This is a genomic window from Kitasatospora hibisci (genome assembly GCF_043950205.1).
In the GTDB taxonomy this organism is placed as follows: Bacteria; Actinomycetota; Actinomycetes; order Streptomycetales; family Streptomycetaceae; genus Kitasatospora; species Kitasatospora hibisci.
Genome location: NZ_CP171642.1, coordinates 871,098 through 884,720, shown reverse-complemented (window position 1 = coordinate 884,720; position 13,623 = coordinate 871,098). Strand labels below are relative to the sequence as shown.

The window sequence follows — 13,623 nt, the reverse complement described above, 5'->3', positions numbered from 1 at the left end:
AGCCGCCCACCCGACGCGCCAGCCGGGCCATTGGCCTACCCACACACCCCACACTCCAGCCGACGACCAGCCAAAGAGATCAACTGACAGGCCGTCGGCCACTACCTGCGGATTCGGGTCAGACCTCGCCGAGGGCGACGTTCGGGTCCGTCAGGCGGTCGGGGTCCACCACACGCTTGGAGACGATCAGTTCGCGGATCGGGTCGGTGACATCCCAGATGTTCATGTTCATACCGGCGAGGACCCGGCCGTCCTTGAGCCAGAACGCGATGAACTCGTTGGCCCTCACGTCTCCGCGGAACACGACCCCGTCGTAGCCCCCGGGCTCGACGTAGCCGGTGTACTCCATTCCGAGGTCGTACTGGTCGGTGAAGAAGTACGGCACCCGGTCGTGGACCGCGTCCTCGCCGAGCATCGCGCGGGCGGCGGTCTGCGGCTGGTTGAGCGCGTTCGCCCAGTGCTCCACCCGCAGGTGGCGGCCGAACAGCGGGTGGTAGGCGTTGGCCGCGTCGCCCGCCGCGTAGACGTCCGGGTCCGAGGTCCGCAGGTGCTCGTCGGTCTTGATCCCGTTGTCGACCGTCAGGCCGGCCGCCTCGGCGAGCGCGGTGTCCGGTGCGATCCCGATGCCGACGATCACCACGTCCGCCGGCACCGTGGCGCCGTCCGCCAGCCGTACTCCGGTCACCCGGCCGCCCTCGCCGGTCAGCTCCTCGACCCGGACGTCGAAACGCAGCTCCACGCCGTGGTCGCGGTGCAGGTCGGCGAAGACCTGGGCGACCTCCCGGCCGAGCACCCGCAGCAGCGGCAGCTCGGCCGCCTCCAGCACGGTGACCTCGGCGCCGGCCGTCCGGGCGGCCGCGGCGGTCTCCAACCCGATCCAGCCGGCCCCGATCACCACGACCCGCGCACCGGGCCGCAGCGCCGCCTTGATCCGGTCGCAGTCATCCACCCGGCGCAGGTAGAGCACGCCCTCCTGTTCGGCGCCGGGCACCGGCAGCCGGCGCGGAACCGAGCCCGTGGTGAGCAACAGCTTGGCGTACTCGATCCGGCCGTCGTCGGCGAGCCGTACCGTGTGCGCGGCCGGGTCGACGGCGACGACGGCGGTGCCGAGGCGCAGCGTCACGTCGTGCTCGGCGTACCACTGCGGCGGGTGGACGTAGATCTTCTCGCGCGGGGTCTTGCCGAGCAGGTAGCCCTTGGAGAGCGGCGGCCGCTCGTACGGCCGCTCGTGCTCGTCGCCGATCAGGACGACGCCGCCCCGGTACCCGGCCGCGCGCAGCGCCTCGGCGGCCTTGGCGCCGCCGAGCGAGGCACCGACGATGACGATCGGCCGCCCGTCCCCGCCGCCGGCCGTTCCTGCTGTGCCCGTGCTCATGCTGAACCCCTCGTTCTGCGGCCGGAATCACCGACAGCCTGCCGCCGGGTGGGGGGAGTGTCGAGGGCAGGCGGGGCGCGCCGCGCCAGGCTCCCCCGAACGGGTGAAGCGCGAGGTGGTGGGGGTTCGGCTCGGCGCGGGTGGGCTCGGGGGCCGGGGTGGATCAGCCCCAGACCAGCTCGCCCTTGGCGACCTTCGTCCCGAGGTCGACCGCCAGCTTCATGCCCAGCCCGGGGAAGCGCCGTTCCAGCGCGTCCCTGGCCGCCGCGGCGTCCGGGGACCGGCCGACCTCGGTCTCGAAGGCCCGCAGGTAGTCGCGGGTGTGGTTGATCGCGGTGGCGTCGGTGGGCGCGCCGGCGGTCCGGTGCCCGGCGACCACGAACTGGGGCTCCAGCGCCTCCATGCCGTCCAGCAGGTCGATCCAGGCGGCCCGTTGGGCGGGAGTCGGCGTGTCGGCGGTCCAGACGTGCAGGCCCTCGAAGAGCAGAACGCCGCCCAGGATCGTGTGGTGGTGGTGTTGCCAGAGGTAGTGCCGCTCCGGGAGGTGGAAGTCGGCGCCGCGCAGCTCGAACCGGTGGCCCTCGAAGACGATCTCGTCGGTGTGCATCGGCTCCGGGCGCACCAGCCGGGTCGGCAGCTCGGGTCCGAGGTGCGACCAGGCCCTCAGCTTGGCGTCGAAGGTCTCCTGGATGTGCTCCACGGTGGCCGTCGTGGCCAGGAACCGGGCCTGCGGGAAGGCGTCCTGCACCTCTTGCGCGCCGAAGTAGAAGTCGGGGTCGCCGTGGCTGACGAAGACGGTGGTCAGCCGCTTGCCGCTGGCCCGTACCCGCTCGACCAGCCGGCGTCCGTCCGAGCGGGTGAACCCGGCGTCCACCAGCAGCGCGTCGTTGGGGCCGGTCACCAGCACGGACGTCTTGTTGAGCGAGCTGTCGGGCGTGTCGATGACCTCGAAGTCGAGGGAGCTCATGCGCGGTCCTTCCTCGGGCCGGCCCGGCCGCCGAACACCGGGCACGCGTCGCGGCCAGCATCGGTGACCGCCGGACCGCCCGCACCTCGGACGGAGCCGGAGGAGGGCGGCGGGCGGCGGCGTGTCGGGGACGTGGGCGGGCACGGCCGGAGGGGGCGGGCACAGCCGGCGGCGGCCCTCAGGCCGCCGGGGCCAGCCGGGCCACCGCGGCCGCCGCGAGCAGCGTGGCCCCGGCGAGGGCGAGCCACAGCACACCCGGTCCGGCGGCCAGCAGCGCGGTCAGCACCGCCGGGGCGAGCGTCTTGCCGAGGCCCGTCGCCAGCTCCCAGCGGGCGAGCGCCCGGCCGAGCAGTCCGGGCGGGGCGGCGGCCGCGACCAGGGCCGTTCCGGCGCCACTGTAGAGGATCTCGCCGAGCGTGAAGATCACCGAGACGGCCGCCACGGCGACCGCACCGCCGGTGCCGCCGACGGCTCCGGCCGCCCAGAAGCCCAGGTAGGAGAGGGCGAGGACGACGCCGGACGCGGCCAGGACGATACGGCGCGATCGCTCGGCGAGGCGGAGCACCACGGCGAGCTGAAGTGTGATCACCAGCACGGTGTTGCCCACGAACACGCCCGAGGACCAGGCCGCGGAGGCGTGCAGGTGGAGCACGAGCAGGGCGGGCAGGGCCACCTCCAGCACGTCGAAGCTGAAGGCGTAGGGGAGGTTGGCCACGCTCAGCAGCGTGATCCGGCGCAGCGCCGGGTCGGTCGGGGCCGCCCGGCCGGCGGCCGTCTCGGGCTCGGTCGGTGCCGTGGCGGTCGGGGCGGTGGGGCCGGTGACGCGGAGGGAGTGGACCAGTGCCGCCGCCACCAGGCAGGCGGCGGCCGTCACCGCGGCGAGGGCACGGACCGTGCCCGTCCCGCCGGCCACCGCGAGCGTGGCGAGCAGCGCGCCCGCGCCCAGTCCGGCGTTGCGCAGCGTCCGCCCGGCAGCCATTGCGGCATCCCGGGTGCGGCCGGTGGTGAGGGTGCTGACCACCGCCGCGTGGGTGGCCGGCCAGGACTGGCTGCCGATGCCGAGCAACACGGCGGCGGCCGTGAAGCCGACCGGCCCGTCGGCACCGAGGAGCGCGGCCGACCCGGCCGCCCGGACCAGCAGGGTGGCCGCCGCCGGCAGGCTGCGCGCGCCGTGGTCGATCCAACGCCCGGTCAGCGGCAGCACCAGCAGGCCTGCCAGCATCCCGGCGGACAGCGCCAGCCCGGCCGCGCCCGCGCCGAGGTGCAGCACGCCGATGCCGTAGAGCAGCAGGAACGGGCGGAGCAGGCCGGCCCCGAGCGCGTCGACCAGCAGCGCGGCGGCGTAACGGCGCCCGCCCGCAGCGGTGAGCATCCCGAGCAGGGCGGCGGGGCTCCGGCGGTCGGCGGCACCGCGCCGGGCAGGCCCGGGAGGCCCGGCAGGTTCGGTCGGTTCGGCCTCGGCGAGGTGCCGGGCGGACCCCGGGGCGGTCGAGGTCTCGGCGAGGGCCGGGGAGGAGGTGGGTGCTTCGGTGATCGGGCTCATACCCCGTACCGTCCGCCCGCCCACCGGCTCCGGGCACGTCGATTGACGAGTCCCGTCAATCGACGCGGACGCCGTTCGCACGGGCTGGCAGGATCGGTCGCGTGAGCCTGACCATCGACCTCGCCGCCCTGCCGGACGAACGCGTCCTCTTCACCCCCTCGCCACTGGCCGAGCTGAGCGCGATGCTGCACGTCCTCGGCGAGCCCGCGCACCATCCCGCGCTGCACGGCTGGGCCGTGAGCACCGCTGCGGCGATCGCGCCCGAACTCTCCGAGCGCCTCGCCGAGGCCGACTTCCTCTGGCGCTCGTCGCGCGCCGACTTCCTCGTCCCCGGAGTGCCGGGCGCCACCCTGGCCGAGGAGCTGGACGCGGTCGACCGGGTCGACGACGAGCTGTACGTGCGGGCCGCGGTCATCATGAGCTGCGGCGCGTCGCGGCTCACGCACCGGTTCGACTCGCCGCTCACCGACCCGGTGGCGCAGGAGCGGGCCCGGGAGCTGGCGCTCGCCCGCGGTCCCCGGCAGGCCGCGTTCGCCGACCGGCTGTTCGCCGACCCGCCGGCCGTCCGGTCGATGGTCCGGCAGATGCTGGAGGATTGCCAGCAGGCGTTCTTCGCGGACGCCTGGCAGCGCGTCCTGCCGGACCTCGCGGCCGACGCCCGGCACAAGACCGACCTGATGGTCCGGCACGGCGCCGGGGAGGCACTGGCGGCGGTGTCGCCCTCGGTCGCGCTGGAGGTGGACCCGGGCGGCCGGCGCCGGATCGTCGTCGACAAGCTGCAGGACAACACCACCAGCGCCGCTGCCGCCGGGGGAGTGACGTTCATCCCGACCGCGTTCGGCCGCCCGCACCTGCTGGTGGTGTCCGCGCCCGGATGGCGCCCGGTGGTGCAGTACCCGCTCGCGCAGCCCGGGGTGCCGGAACCGATCTCGCTGGCCGTGATGCAGCAGCGGCTGGAGGCGCTGGCCCACCCCGTCCGGCTGCGGCTGGCCCGCACCATGGCACGCGGGCCGCACACCACGACCGAACTGGCGGCAGCCTGGCACCTCAGCGCGCCTGAGGTGTCGCGGCACCTGGCCGTGCTGCGCAAGGCCGGGCTGCTCACCACCCACCGCCGCGGGCGCTACATGCTGTACCAGCTGGACCTGGCCAGCAGCGGCCGGCTCGGCACCGACCTCCTGGAGGCCGTGCTGCGGTGACCGGCGCCGTCCGCCGGTGCGAGCGGGGCGGTCGGGAACAGAGGGGGAGCGGGGAACGTTCGTCGGGCATGACCAGTGATGCCGTCTCCGTGCCCGCCTCCGCCGCCGATCCCGAGGTCCTGCGCTACACCGCCTTCGCCACGGATCCGGCCGGGGGCAACCCGGCCGGCGTGGTGCTCGACGCCTCCGGCCTCTCCGACGAGCGGATGCTCGCCGTCGCCGCCGAGGTCGGCTACTCCGAGTCGGCGTTCCTGATCCCCGGCTCCGCCGAAGGCGCCTACACCGTGCGGTACTTCAGCCCGTTGGCGGAGGTGCCGTTCTGCGGCCACGCCACCGTCGCCTCGGCCGTCGCGCTCGCCGAGCGGCACGGGCCGGGCGCGTACGTCTTCGCCACCCGGGCCGGTGAGGTGCCGATCGAGGTGGAGAAGGACGCGGACGGCGTGCTGCGCGCCACCCTCACGAGCGTCGAGCCCCACGTGGAGGGGATCGGCGAGGCGGACGTCGCGGAGGCGCTCGCCCTGCTCGGCTGGTCGGCCGACGAGCTGGACGCCGCGCTGCCGCCCCGGGTCGCGTTCGCCGGTGCGCGCCACCTCGTTCTGGCGGCCGCGACCCGGGACCGGTTGGCCCGCCTGGACTACGACTTCGACGGCCTCGCCGCCTTCATGACGGCCCGGGACCTCGTGACGCTCCAGCTGGTCTGGCGCGAGAGCCGGCACGTCTTCCACGTCCGTGACCCGTTCCCGGTCGGCGGCGTCGTCGAGGACCCGGCCACCGGCGCCGCGGCCGCCGCCTTCGGCGCGTACCTGCGCGAGCGCGCCGCCGTCACGGCGCCGGCCACCCTGACCCTGCACCAGGGGGAGGACCTCGGCCGGCCGGGCGTGCTCCGGGTGGAGCTCCGCGAGGGGGACAGCCGCGTGCGGGTCTCCGGGGCGGCGGTGGGGATCGCCGGCTGATCGGCGGAGGCGGAGGCGGGGCCCATGTCCGGGTCCGGGCCCCGACCCCGCGATCACACTCGTGGAGGAGCTAGAGCAGGGCTTCCGAGCCGTGGAGCTCCACGAAGCCGACCACGCGCCGCAGCTGGTTGAAGCTCGTGACGTTGTTGCCGATCAGCCGCACGGAGGCGGTCCGGCCCTGGCGCCAGGCGTGGGCGGCCTGGGAGAGCCTGCCCCACTGGTTCTCCATGTCCCGGTAGTCCACGCTCAGCTGGTAGTTGGTGAAGCCGTTGATGTTCCCGTAGACCCGGTTGAAGATCGGCCCGAACCGGGCGGCTTCCGAGAAGATGGTGATGGCCATCAGCATGCCCCGGTCGATGGTCGACTCGTTCCACTGCCCGACGTTGTGGAGGCCGTAGAGCGCGTCGAAGATGTTCGTCGCGCCCAGGTAGAGGTTCTCGCGGGTGCTGCCGCCGTTGATGCCGTTGTAGTTGCCGGTGCGCGGCATGAGCCGTGCGGTGATGCCGAGGTCGGTCTGGAACTGCCCCTGGCGGCCGTCCTGGAAGGCCCAGTGGCGGTTGGCGGCGGGGGAGTAGAAGCCCGCGATGTAGAGGTTGTCGGCCCACATGTAGACGGAGACGAGGTGGGTGCCGTTGTTCATCACGCGGATCTGGATCAGCCGGTTCTCGTTCCGGGTGGTCTGCTGGACGAGCCCGCTGTCGGCACCGGTCGCATCGCCGTAGGTGTTGCGGTGGATCGCGTCGATCAGGTTCCAGTAGCGGTTCGCGTGCTCGCCCCGGCCGGACGTGATGTTGGTGATGTCCCAGTCGATGATGGGCCAGCTCTGCAGCGCCGCTGCGCGGTCGGCGGATGCGAGGTGGATCTGGCCCCCGCCCGTCGACTCGCCGGCGAGGGCGGGTGCCGCGGACGCGGTGCCCGCGAGGGCGATGAGAAGAGCGGTGGCTGCCGAGAGCGACAACAGCGCGGCGGAGTTCCTCTTGAACACGGTTCCTTCTTCGATGACGAGGTCCGGGCGGGACTCGGTCGACCACTGCGCTCGGACGCCCGGCGTCTGTCGACGTGGCGACGCCCGACCGGTGTCGTGGCGGTCGGCGAAACGGCACCGTGACCGGTCCCGGCGTTTCGGCCCAGCCTGCACGGACGCCGGCTTCCACCGTTGCCCTGTGGCGCACACCGTGTGCCCCGTGCGTGCACGTCCCTCCGTACGGATCGCCCGGCCCGGTCCGCGCTCTCGCCGACCGCGGTGAGGGGTGACCCGCGCGCCCTCGCAGCCGTACGGGCCGGCGTTGTCGAAGCTGTGGACGAGCCGGAAGCGGGCCCGACCGTTCCGGCTCGACACCGGGCGGCGGCGCAGCGCGCGTAAATCGGTCGCGTTCCGTCAGGTGGTGAGGGAACCTGTGCGGATGCAGCGAGCGAGGAACCGCACGGTCACCATCCACCTCACCCACGGGGGCGAGTACTTCGGGCCCGTCGGGCCGTTCGAGCTGGACGGGGGGTTCTGGTCCTCCGCTGCGCCGGTGGTCGAGCGGGTGGCCGCGGAGCTGGGGGTGCCCGCGGTGGTGCTCCGGCTCGCGGACGCGCCGGTCGACGGCGCAGGCCACGGCGGGCACGTGGTCTACCACGTCGAGGCCCTGGAGCGGCCGACCGGACTGGTGCCACGTCAGGCTCTGCCGGAGGTGGCCGCGTTGCTCGGACCCGCCGAGCGGCGGGCCGGCTGGGCCATGCTGCCCGGCCTGCGCGCGGCGCTCGACTGGGCCGAGCGGTCGCTCGACCGGGCGGGCCGTCCGGCGGCAGGCCCCGCGGAGCAGATCCGGACGTGGAACCTCTCCGGCCTCTTCCGCTACCGCACCGCCACCGGCCCCGACGCCTGGCTGAAGGTGATCAACCCCGCTTTCAACGCCCGCGAGGGCGAGGTGATCGCACTGTTCGGCAGCGTTGACCCGACACTGGTCCCGCCGGTCCTCGGCGCCGACCCGGAGCACGGCCGGCTGCTGCTGGAGCACGTTCCCGGGGAGGACCTGTGGGGCCCGTCCGCCGAGGAGGTCGCCGCCGTCGTGCCCCGGCTGGTGGCCGCCCAGGCGGCCCTCGCCGCCGGCGGCCGGGTCGCCGCGGCCGGGTTGCGCGACCGCACCCCGCGCACCCTGCTCGCCGGGGTGGACGCGCTGCTCGACCGCCTCGGCACCGACCGCGGCTGCGACCTGACGGCCGGCGAGCTCGCAGCCGCCCGGGCGCTCGCCGCGCGGCTGCCGGGGCTGGTCGAGGAGCTGGCCGCCTGCGGGCTGCCGGAGACGCTGGTGCACGGCGACTTCCACCCCGGCAACTGGCGCTCCGACGGCACCGGCGCCGTGGTCGTCGACTACGCCGACTCCTGCCTCGGCCACCCGGCCATGGACGGGCTGCGCCCGCGCCAGTACGTCGACGAGGAACGGTGGGCGCAGGTGGCCGCGGTGTGGGCCGGGGCGTGGCGCACGCGCGCTCCGGGCTCGGACCCGGAGCGCGCGCTGGACCTGATCGAGCCGCTGTTCCACTTCGCGTACGCGGTGCGGTACCAGGAGTTCCTGGACCACATCGAGGACAGCGAGCGGCCGTACCACGAGGGCGATCCGGAGAGCGAGATCCGTGCGGCGCTGGCCTGGGCCGCCGCCCACGGCAGCGGCGCCGTCTGACCGGCCGGGCGCTGCCTCGGCAGTGTCGGCCGCCCCGGTAGGGGGCGGCCGACGGCGCCGTACGGGGGCGAGGGGCGCCGGCGTGCCGGGGCGGTCGCTACGAGGACGGGGCGATCCGGCGGCCGTCACCGGCCGAGTACAGGGCCAGCGCCTCGACCGGGCAGAGGTCGACGGCCTCGGCCAGACGCTCCGTCAGCGGCTCGCCGGTGCCGGGCCCGGCACCGCCGGTGCCCCCGCCACCGGCCGGGACGGCCGAGTGGAGCGGGCGGGCCAGGCCGTCGGCGCCGAGCTCCAGGGAGCCGGGCGCGGTGAGCGCGCACATGCCCGAGCCGATGCAGCGGTCGCGGTCGACCCGGACCACCACCCGGTCGGCCGCCGTCCGCCGCCCCGCCGCAGGCCCGCCCGCCCCTGGCCCGATCGCTGCCCCGGGCCCGCCGGCCGGCCCGGTCGGGTCCGCCGTCACCAGGCGGCCGGCAGGCTCTGCGGGCTGCGGGTCAGCAGACCGCGCCGCCAGTCGAGGGACTCCACCGGCTCGGTCAGCCGCAGCGCGGGCAGCCGGCGGGCCAGCCGGTGCAGGGCGAGCTCCAGCTCCATCCGGGCCAACCAGGCCCCGAGGCAGTGGTGCGGTCCGGCGCCGAAGGTGAGCAGCGGGGCTGAGAGCGGGGCGAAGAGCTCGGTCAGCAGGTCGCCGGTGTAGATCCCGGGGTCGTGGTTGGCCGCGGCGGTGTCGGCGGCGACCACGCTCCCGGCCGGTATCGCCACGCCGCCGATCTCGACGTCCGTGACGGCCCGCCGGAGCAGCCCCGGCAGGTGCCGGCCGTCCCCGAGCGGGACGGCGCGCAGCAGCTGCTCGGTGGCCGCGGTCGCGCTCTGCTCGTCCGAGGCGAGCCGCTGCCAGGCCTCCCGGCCGTCGCCGAGGAGGTAGACCAGGGCGTTGCCGAGGGTGGTCATGGTGGTCTCGTGTCCGGCCACCACCAGGCCGATCACCAGCGAGACCAGTTGCTCCTCGCTGATGTCGCCGCTCTCCCCGGCGGCCGCGAGCAGCCCGCTCACCAGGTCGTCGCCGGGGGATGCGCGGCGCTGCGTGATCAGCTCGGCGCCGAACGCGGCGAAGTCGGCGAGCGCCGCCGCAACCGCCTCGGCGGTGTAGGCGGTGGTGGAGAGCGAGTGATCGCTCCAGTGCGCGAGGCGCTTGCCGTCGAGGCCGTCCAGGCCCATCAGCTTGCTGATCACGGCCACCGGCAGCGGGCGGGTGTAGGCGGCGACGAGGTCGACGGGCGAGCCCCGGTCGATCAGCTCGTCCAGCAGGTGCTCGACCACCGAGGCCACCCAGGGCCGCCAGCGCTCGATCGCGCGCGGGGTGAACGCCCGCTGCACGGTCCGGCGCAGCCGCTGGTGGTCGGTGCCGTCGAGGTTCAGCATCGCCTCCGGGTTGTCCAGGATGTTGGGGACGAGCGAGACCGCGGGCGCGTCCGGTGCGTACAGCGGGGCGCGGCCCATCCGCGGGTCGGTGAGCACCTGGCGGACGTCGGCGTGCCGGCTGACCAGCCAGACCGGGGTGCCGGTGGGCAGCTTGCCGAGCCGCGGCGGGCCGGGTTCGAGGAGGCGCAGGCAGTGCAGCGGAGGCAGCGAAGCCGCGGCGTCCGCGGCGGTCGGGGCGGTGGCACTGTTCTCGGCGGACATCCGTACTCCAGACTCCAGGGCGGTGGGCCGCGCGGGGCGGCCCGGCGGGGGTGGATCCGGGGAGGTGCGCGGGGACGGCTCGGACGGGGTGGGTCCGGGGAGACGCGCTTGCACGCGTCGGACGGGGTCGGCCCGGGGGCGAGCCCGGTGACGGGCGGGGCGAGCGGGCGGGGCGCGTGGGTCGGACGGGTCGGGTTCGGTACGACCGTACGTGGGCGCCGCGCCACAGTCAGCAACGATTCCAGCCAACGCCGGGGGGACCGGGGGAGGATGACGGGCGCTCGGTCCGGCCTTCGCGCCCCTGCCCGGCCGGGTGGCGGAACGTCGGCAGCACCGGAGGTGAAGCGGCGGTGGGCCGGAGGCGGAACGTCGACCGCACCCGGACGGGACCGAGGGCCGAGCGGCGGCGAGCCGGATCACCGCCGTCGTTCGCCGGTCCCGGCCGGGCCCGGACGATACGCTTCGCGGGCAGGTCGTTCGACGCCGGCCGACACACGTCGGTACAGGTCGAAGCAGGTCACGCCGGGTGCGGAGCCGCCCCGGCCGACGGAGGTGGAATCTGATGGCCCAGCAGGTCAAGGCAGTCATCGCGCGTGCCAAGGGCGCGCCCGTGGAGGTGGCGACGATCGTCGTGCCCGACCCCGGGCCGGGCGAGGCGGTGGTCCGGATCCAGGCCTGCGGCGTCTGCCACACCGACCTCCACTACCGCGAGGGCGGCATCAACGACGAGTTCCCGTTCCTGCTCGGCCACGAGGCCGCGGGCATCGTGGAGTCGGTCGGCGAGGGAGTGACCGAGGTCGGGCCCGGCGACTTCGTCATCCTCAACTGGCGTGCGGTCTGCGGCCAGTGCCGCGCCTGCAAGCGCGGGCGCCCGCAGTACTGCTTCGCCACCCACAACGCCGAGCAGAAGATGACCCTGCTGGACGGCACCGAGCTCTCCCCGGCCCTGGGCATCGGCGCCTTCGCCGAGAAGACCCTGGTCGCGGCTGGCCAGTGCACCAAGGTCGACCCGGCGGCCGAGCCGGCCGTCGCGGGCCTGCTGGGCTGCGGTGTCATGGCGGGCCTCGGTGCCGCGATCAACACCGGTGGCGTCGGCCGGGGCGACTCGGTCGCCGTGATCGGCTGCGGCGGGGTCGGCGGGGCGGCCGTGCTCGGCTCCCGGCTGGCCGGCGCGGCGAAGATCATCGCGGTGGACATCGACGACCGCAAGCTCGCCGGCGCGCAGAAGCTCGGCGCCACCCACATCGTCAACTCCCGTACCACCGACCCGGTCGAGGCGATCCGTGCGCTGACCGACGGCAACGGCGCGGACGTCGTGGTCGAGGCGGTCGGCCGCCCGGAGACCTACACCCAGGCGTTCTACGCCCGCGACCTCGCCGGCACCGTCGTCCTGGTCGGCGTGCCGACCCCGGAGATGAAGCTGGAGCTGCCGCTCCTCGACGTGTTCGGCCGCGGCGGGGCGCTGAAGTCCTCCTGGTACGGCGACTGCCTGCCCTCGCGGGACTTCCCGATGCTGATCGACCTCTACCTCCAGGGCCGCCTGGACCTCGGGGCGTTCGTCACCGAGACCATCGCGCTCGACGGCGTGGAGCAGGCGTTCGCGCGCATGCACGAGGGCGACGTGCTCCGCTCGGTGGTGGTCCTGTGAGCGGCGCGGCCCACGACGCACCGGCCGCCGGCGCGGCCCGGATCGACCGGCTGGTCACCGCCGGCACCTTCGAACTCGACGGCGGCAGCTGGGAGGTGGAGAACAACGTCTGGATCGTCGGCGACGACGCGGAGGCCGTGGTGATCGACGCCGCCCACGACGCCGACGCCATCGAGGCGGCGCTCGGCGGTCGCCGGCTGCAGGCGATCGTCTCCACCCACGCGCACAACGACCACATCGACGCCGCGCCGGCGCTGGCCGAGCGCACCGGCGCGCCGATCCTGCTGCACCCCGACGACCTCCCGCTGTGGAAGCTCACCCACCCCGACCGGCTGCCGGACGGCGAGCTCGCAGACGGACAGCGGATCGAGGTCGCGGGTACCGCGCTGACCGTGCTCCACACCCCCGGCCACGCGCCGGGCGCGGTCTGCCTGTACGCGCCGGACCTCGGCACGGTCTTCACCGGCGACACGCTCTTCCAGGGCGGTCCGGGTGCCACCGGCCGGTCGTTCTCGCACTTCCCGACCATCATCGACTCGATCCGCGACCGGCTGCTCACGCTCCCGGCCGCGACGGTGGTCCGCACCGGGCACGGGGACCCGACCACGATCGGGGACGAGGCCCCGGCCCTGCCGGACTGGATCGCCCGCGGCCACTGAGCCGCGCCGACCGTCCGCGGCCCGCCGCGCCGCGCGGACGGACCGCGCGTCCGCCCCGGTGCCCGCGCACCGGGGCGGGCGTCGTACGATCGCGGCCATGGCCCATGATCCGCGCGACCTCGACGACGCCTTCCTCGCCTTCTGGCGCGAGCGCCACATCGCCACTCTCACCACCGCCCGCCCGGACGGCTCGCCGCACGTGGTGCCGGTGGGGGTGACGTACCAGCCGGAGACCGGCGTCGCGCGGGTGATCAGCAGCCGGACCAGCCGCAAGGTGCGCAACGTGCTGGCGGCGGGGGAGACCGGGATGAGGGTGGCGGTCTGTCAGGTGGACCGGGCCCGCTGGTCGACGCTGGAGGGCGTGGCCGTGGTCCGGGACGCTCCGGAGGCGGTGGCCGACGCGGAGCGGCGGTACACCGAGCGCTACCGCACGCCGCGGGTGAACCCGGACCGGGTGGTCATCGAGATCACGGTCGACCGGGTGCTCGGCCGCGCCTGACTACGGCGCCGGGGATCCCCGGCCGCCCGACGGGGCCGCCGTCACCGGTGTTCTCGCAGAACCCGGCCGTCCGGCGGCTCGTTTATCGGCCGTTGATCGTCGGCGCGTAGCGTCGCGTCATGGCTGAGGCAGTGGGCGAGACGTGGGGCGGGCGTGGCATGGGAGAGCAGCGGGTGCGGGCCGAGGGACGGATGACGGAGCAGGACGTCGAGCGGTTCCGGGTGCTGCTGGCGCGGCTGGAGGGTTCGCTGGCCGCGGACCGGGAGACGCTGCTCGCCGAGCGGGCGGCCCTGATGGCGGAGCGGGCCGAGCTGCTGGCGGAGGCGGCGGGCTCCGGTGGGTGACGGGGCGCACGGCCGGGCGGCGCCCGTGCTGCCGCTCTGGCAGCGCGGGCCGGTACCCGCGGGCGCAGCGGGGACGATCGACGGGGG

The 13,623-nt window shown here is 75.0% G+C and carries 13 protein-coding genes; 7 read left to right on the top strand and 6 right to left on the bottom strand.

What is annotated here, in order from left to right; all coding sequences use genetic code 11:
• Positions 1 to 118: 118 nt before the first annotated feature.
• The 3 genes from ACF9IK_RS04070 to ACF9IK_RS04060 form a co-directional block, all read right to left on the bottom strand.
• Complete coding sequence (locus ACF9IK_RS04070; RefSeq protein ID WP_395292863.1) at positions 119 to 1,375, bottom strand: NAD(P)/FAD-dependent oxidoreductase; 1,257 nt, start codon at positions 1,373 to 1,375, stop codon at positions 119 to 121.
• A gap of 163 nt (positions 1,376 to 1,538) precedes the next feature.
• Positions 1,539 to 2,342 carry an MBL fold metallo-hydrolase gene (locus ACF9IK_RS04065; protein ID WP_395292862.1) on the bottom strand — a complete coding sequence of 268 codons (804 nt, stop codon included), beginning with the start codon at positions 2,340 to 2,342 and terminating at the stop codon, positions 1,539 to 1,541.
• Positions 2,343 to 2,520: 178 nt separating this feature from the next.
• Positions 2,521 to 3,885, bottom strand: a complete 1,365-nt coding sequence (locus ACF9IK_RS04060) for an MFS transporter (protein WP_395292861.1) — start codon at positions 3,883 to 3,885, stop codon at positions 2,521 to 2,523.
• Between the two features lie 101 nt (positions 3,886 to 3,986).
• On the opposite strand from ACF9IK_RS04060, the gene ACF9IK_RS04055 reads away from it, so the two are divergent.
• Complete coding sequence (locus tag ACF9IK_RS04055) at positions 3,987 to 5,084, top strand: DUF5937 family protein (protein WP_395292860.1); 1,098 nt, start codon at positions 3,987 to 3,989, stop codon at positions 5,082 to 5,084.
• Between the two features lie 68 nt (positions 5,085 to 5,152).
• Positions 5,153 to 6,037 (top strand): PhzF family phenazine biosynthesis protein, encoded by an 885-nt coding sequence (locus ACF9IK_RS04050; RefSeq protein ID WP_395292859.1) that lies wholly within the window; start codon positions 5,153 to 5,155, stop codon positions 6,035 to 6,037.
• Between the two features lie 70 nt (positions 6,038 to 6,107).
• Here ACF9IK_RS04050 and ACF9IK_RS04045 read toward each other — a convergent pair whose 3' ends face one another.
• On the bottom strand, positions 6,108 to 7,022 hold the full coding sequence (locus ACF9IK_RS04045; RefSeq protein WP_395292858.1) for a ribosome-inactivating family protein: 915 nt from the start codon (positions 7,020 to 7,022) through the stop codon (positions 6,108 to 6,110).
• A 418-nt stretch (positions 7,023 to 7,440) separates the two neighbouring features.
• Between ACF9IK_RS04045 and ACF9IK_RS04040 the strand changes: the two genes are divergently transcribed.
• On the top strand, positions 7,441 to 8,703 hold the full coding sequence (locus tag ACF9IK_RS04040; protein ID WP_395292857.1) for a phosphotransferase: 1,263 nt from the start codon (positions 7,441 to 7,443) through the stop codon (positions 8,701 to 8,703).
• 97 nt (positions 8,704 to 8,800) lie between these two features.
• Here the strand turns inward: ACF9IK_RS04040 and ACF9IK_RS04035 are convergent, their stop codons facing one another.
• Together ACF9IK_RS04035 and ACF9IK_RS04030 are read right to left on the bottom strand one after the other, a co-directional pair.
• Complete coding sequence (locus ACF9IK_RS04035) at positions 8,801 to 9,067, bottom strand: ferredoxin (protein ID WP_395292856.1); 267 nt, start codon at positions 9,065 to 9,067, stop codon at positions 8,801 to 8,803.
• A gap of 95 nt (positions 9,068 to 9,162) precedes the next feature.
• Entirely contained in the window at positions 9,163 to 10,386 is a 1,224-nt protein-coding gene (locus ACF9IK_RS04030) for a cytochrome P450 (RefSeq protein WP_395292855.1), read from the bottom strand.
• Between the two features lie 562 nt (positions 10,387 to 10,948).
• Between ACF9IK_RS04030 and ACF9IK_RS04025 the strand changes: the two genes are divergently transcribed.
• The 4 genes from ACF9IK_RS04025 (at position 10,949) to ACF9IK_RS04010 (ending at position 13,536) form a co-directional block, all read left to right on the top strand.
• Positions 10,949 to 12,034 (top strand): S-(hydroxymethyl)mycothiol dehydrogenase, encoded by a 1,086-nt coding sequence (locus tag ACF9IK_RS04025; RefSeq protein ID WP_395292854.1) that lies wholly within the window; start codon positions 10,949 to 10,951, stop codon positions 12,032 to 12,034.
• Entirely contained in the window at positions 12,031 to 12,693 is a 663-nt protein-coding gene (locus tag ACF9IK_RS04020) for an MBL fold metallo-hydrolase (RefSeq protein ID WP_395292853.1), read from the top strand. Before ACF9IK_RS04025 ends, ACF9IK_RS04020 begins: the two co-directional genes overlap by 4 nt.
• Positions 12,694 to 12,790: 97 nt before the next feature.
• Entirely contained in the window at positions 12,791 to 13,192 is a 402-nt protein-coding gene (locus ACF9IK_RS04015) for a pyridoxamine 5'-phosphate oxidase family protein (protein ID WP_395292852.1), read from the top strand.
• Between the two features lie 119 nt (positions 13,193 to 13,311).
• Positions 13,312 to 13,536, top strand: coding sequence for a hypothetical protein (locus ACF9IK_RS04010; RefSeq protein WP_395292851.1), 225 nt, complete (start codon positions 13,312 to 13,314; stop codon positions 13,534 to 13,536).
• Positions 13,537 to 13,623 lie beyond the last annotated feature (87 nt).

Bases quoted from the DNA above. Each gene is read 5' to 3' on its own strand.
- ACF9IK_RS04050 (WP_395292859.1), top strand. From the start codon at position 5,153: ATGACCAGTGATGCCGTCTCCGTGCCCGCCTCCGCCGCCGATCCCGAG.
- ACF9IK_RS04025 (WP_395292854.1), top strand. From the start codon at position 10,949: ATGGCCCAGCAGGTCAAGGCAGTCATCGCGCGTGCCAAGGGCGCGCCC.
- ACF9IK_RS04010 (WP_395292851.1), top strand. From the start codon at position 13,312: ATGGCTGAGGCAGTGGGCGAGACGTGGGGCGGGCGTGGCATGGGAGAG.
- ACF9IK_RS04060 (WP_395292861.1), bottom strand. From the start codon at position 3,885: ATGAGCCCGATCACCGAAGCACCCACCTCCTCCCCGGCCCTCGCCGAG.
- ACF9IK_RS04065 (WP_395292862.1), bottom strand. From the start codon at position 2,342: ATGAGCTCCCTCGACTTCGAGGTCATCGACACGCCCGACAGCTCGCTC.
- ACF9IK_RS04070 (WP_395292863.1), bottom strand. From the start codon at position 1,375: ATGAGCACGGGCACAGCAGGAACGGCCGGCGGCGGGGACGGGCGGCCG.
- ACF9IK_RS04040 (WP_395292857.1), top strand. From the start codon at position 7,441: ATGCAGCGAGCGAGGAACCGCACGGTCACCATCCACCTCACCCACGGG.
- ACF9IK_RS04015 (WP_395292852.1), top strand. From the start codon at position 12,791: ATGGCCCATGATCCGCGCGACCTCGACGACGCCTTCCTCGCCTTCTGG.
- ACF9IK_RS04030 (WP_395292855.1), bottom strand. From the start codon at position 10,386: ATGTCCGCCGAGAACAGTGCCACCGCCCCGACCGCCGCGGACGCCGCG.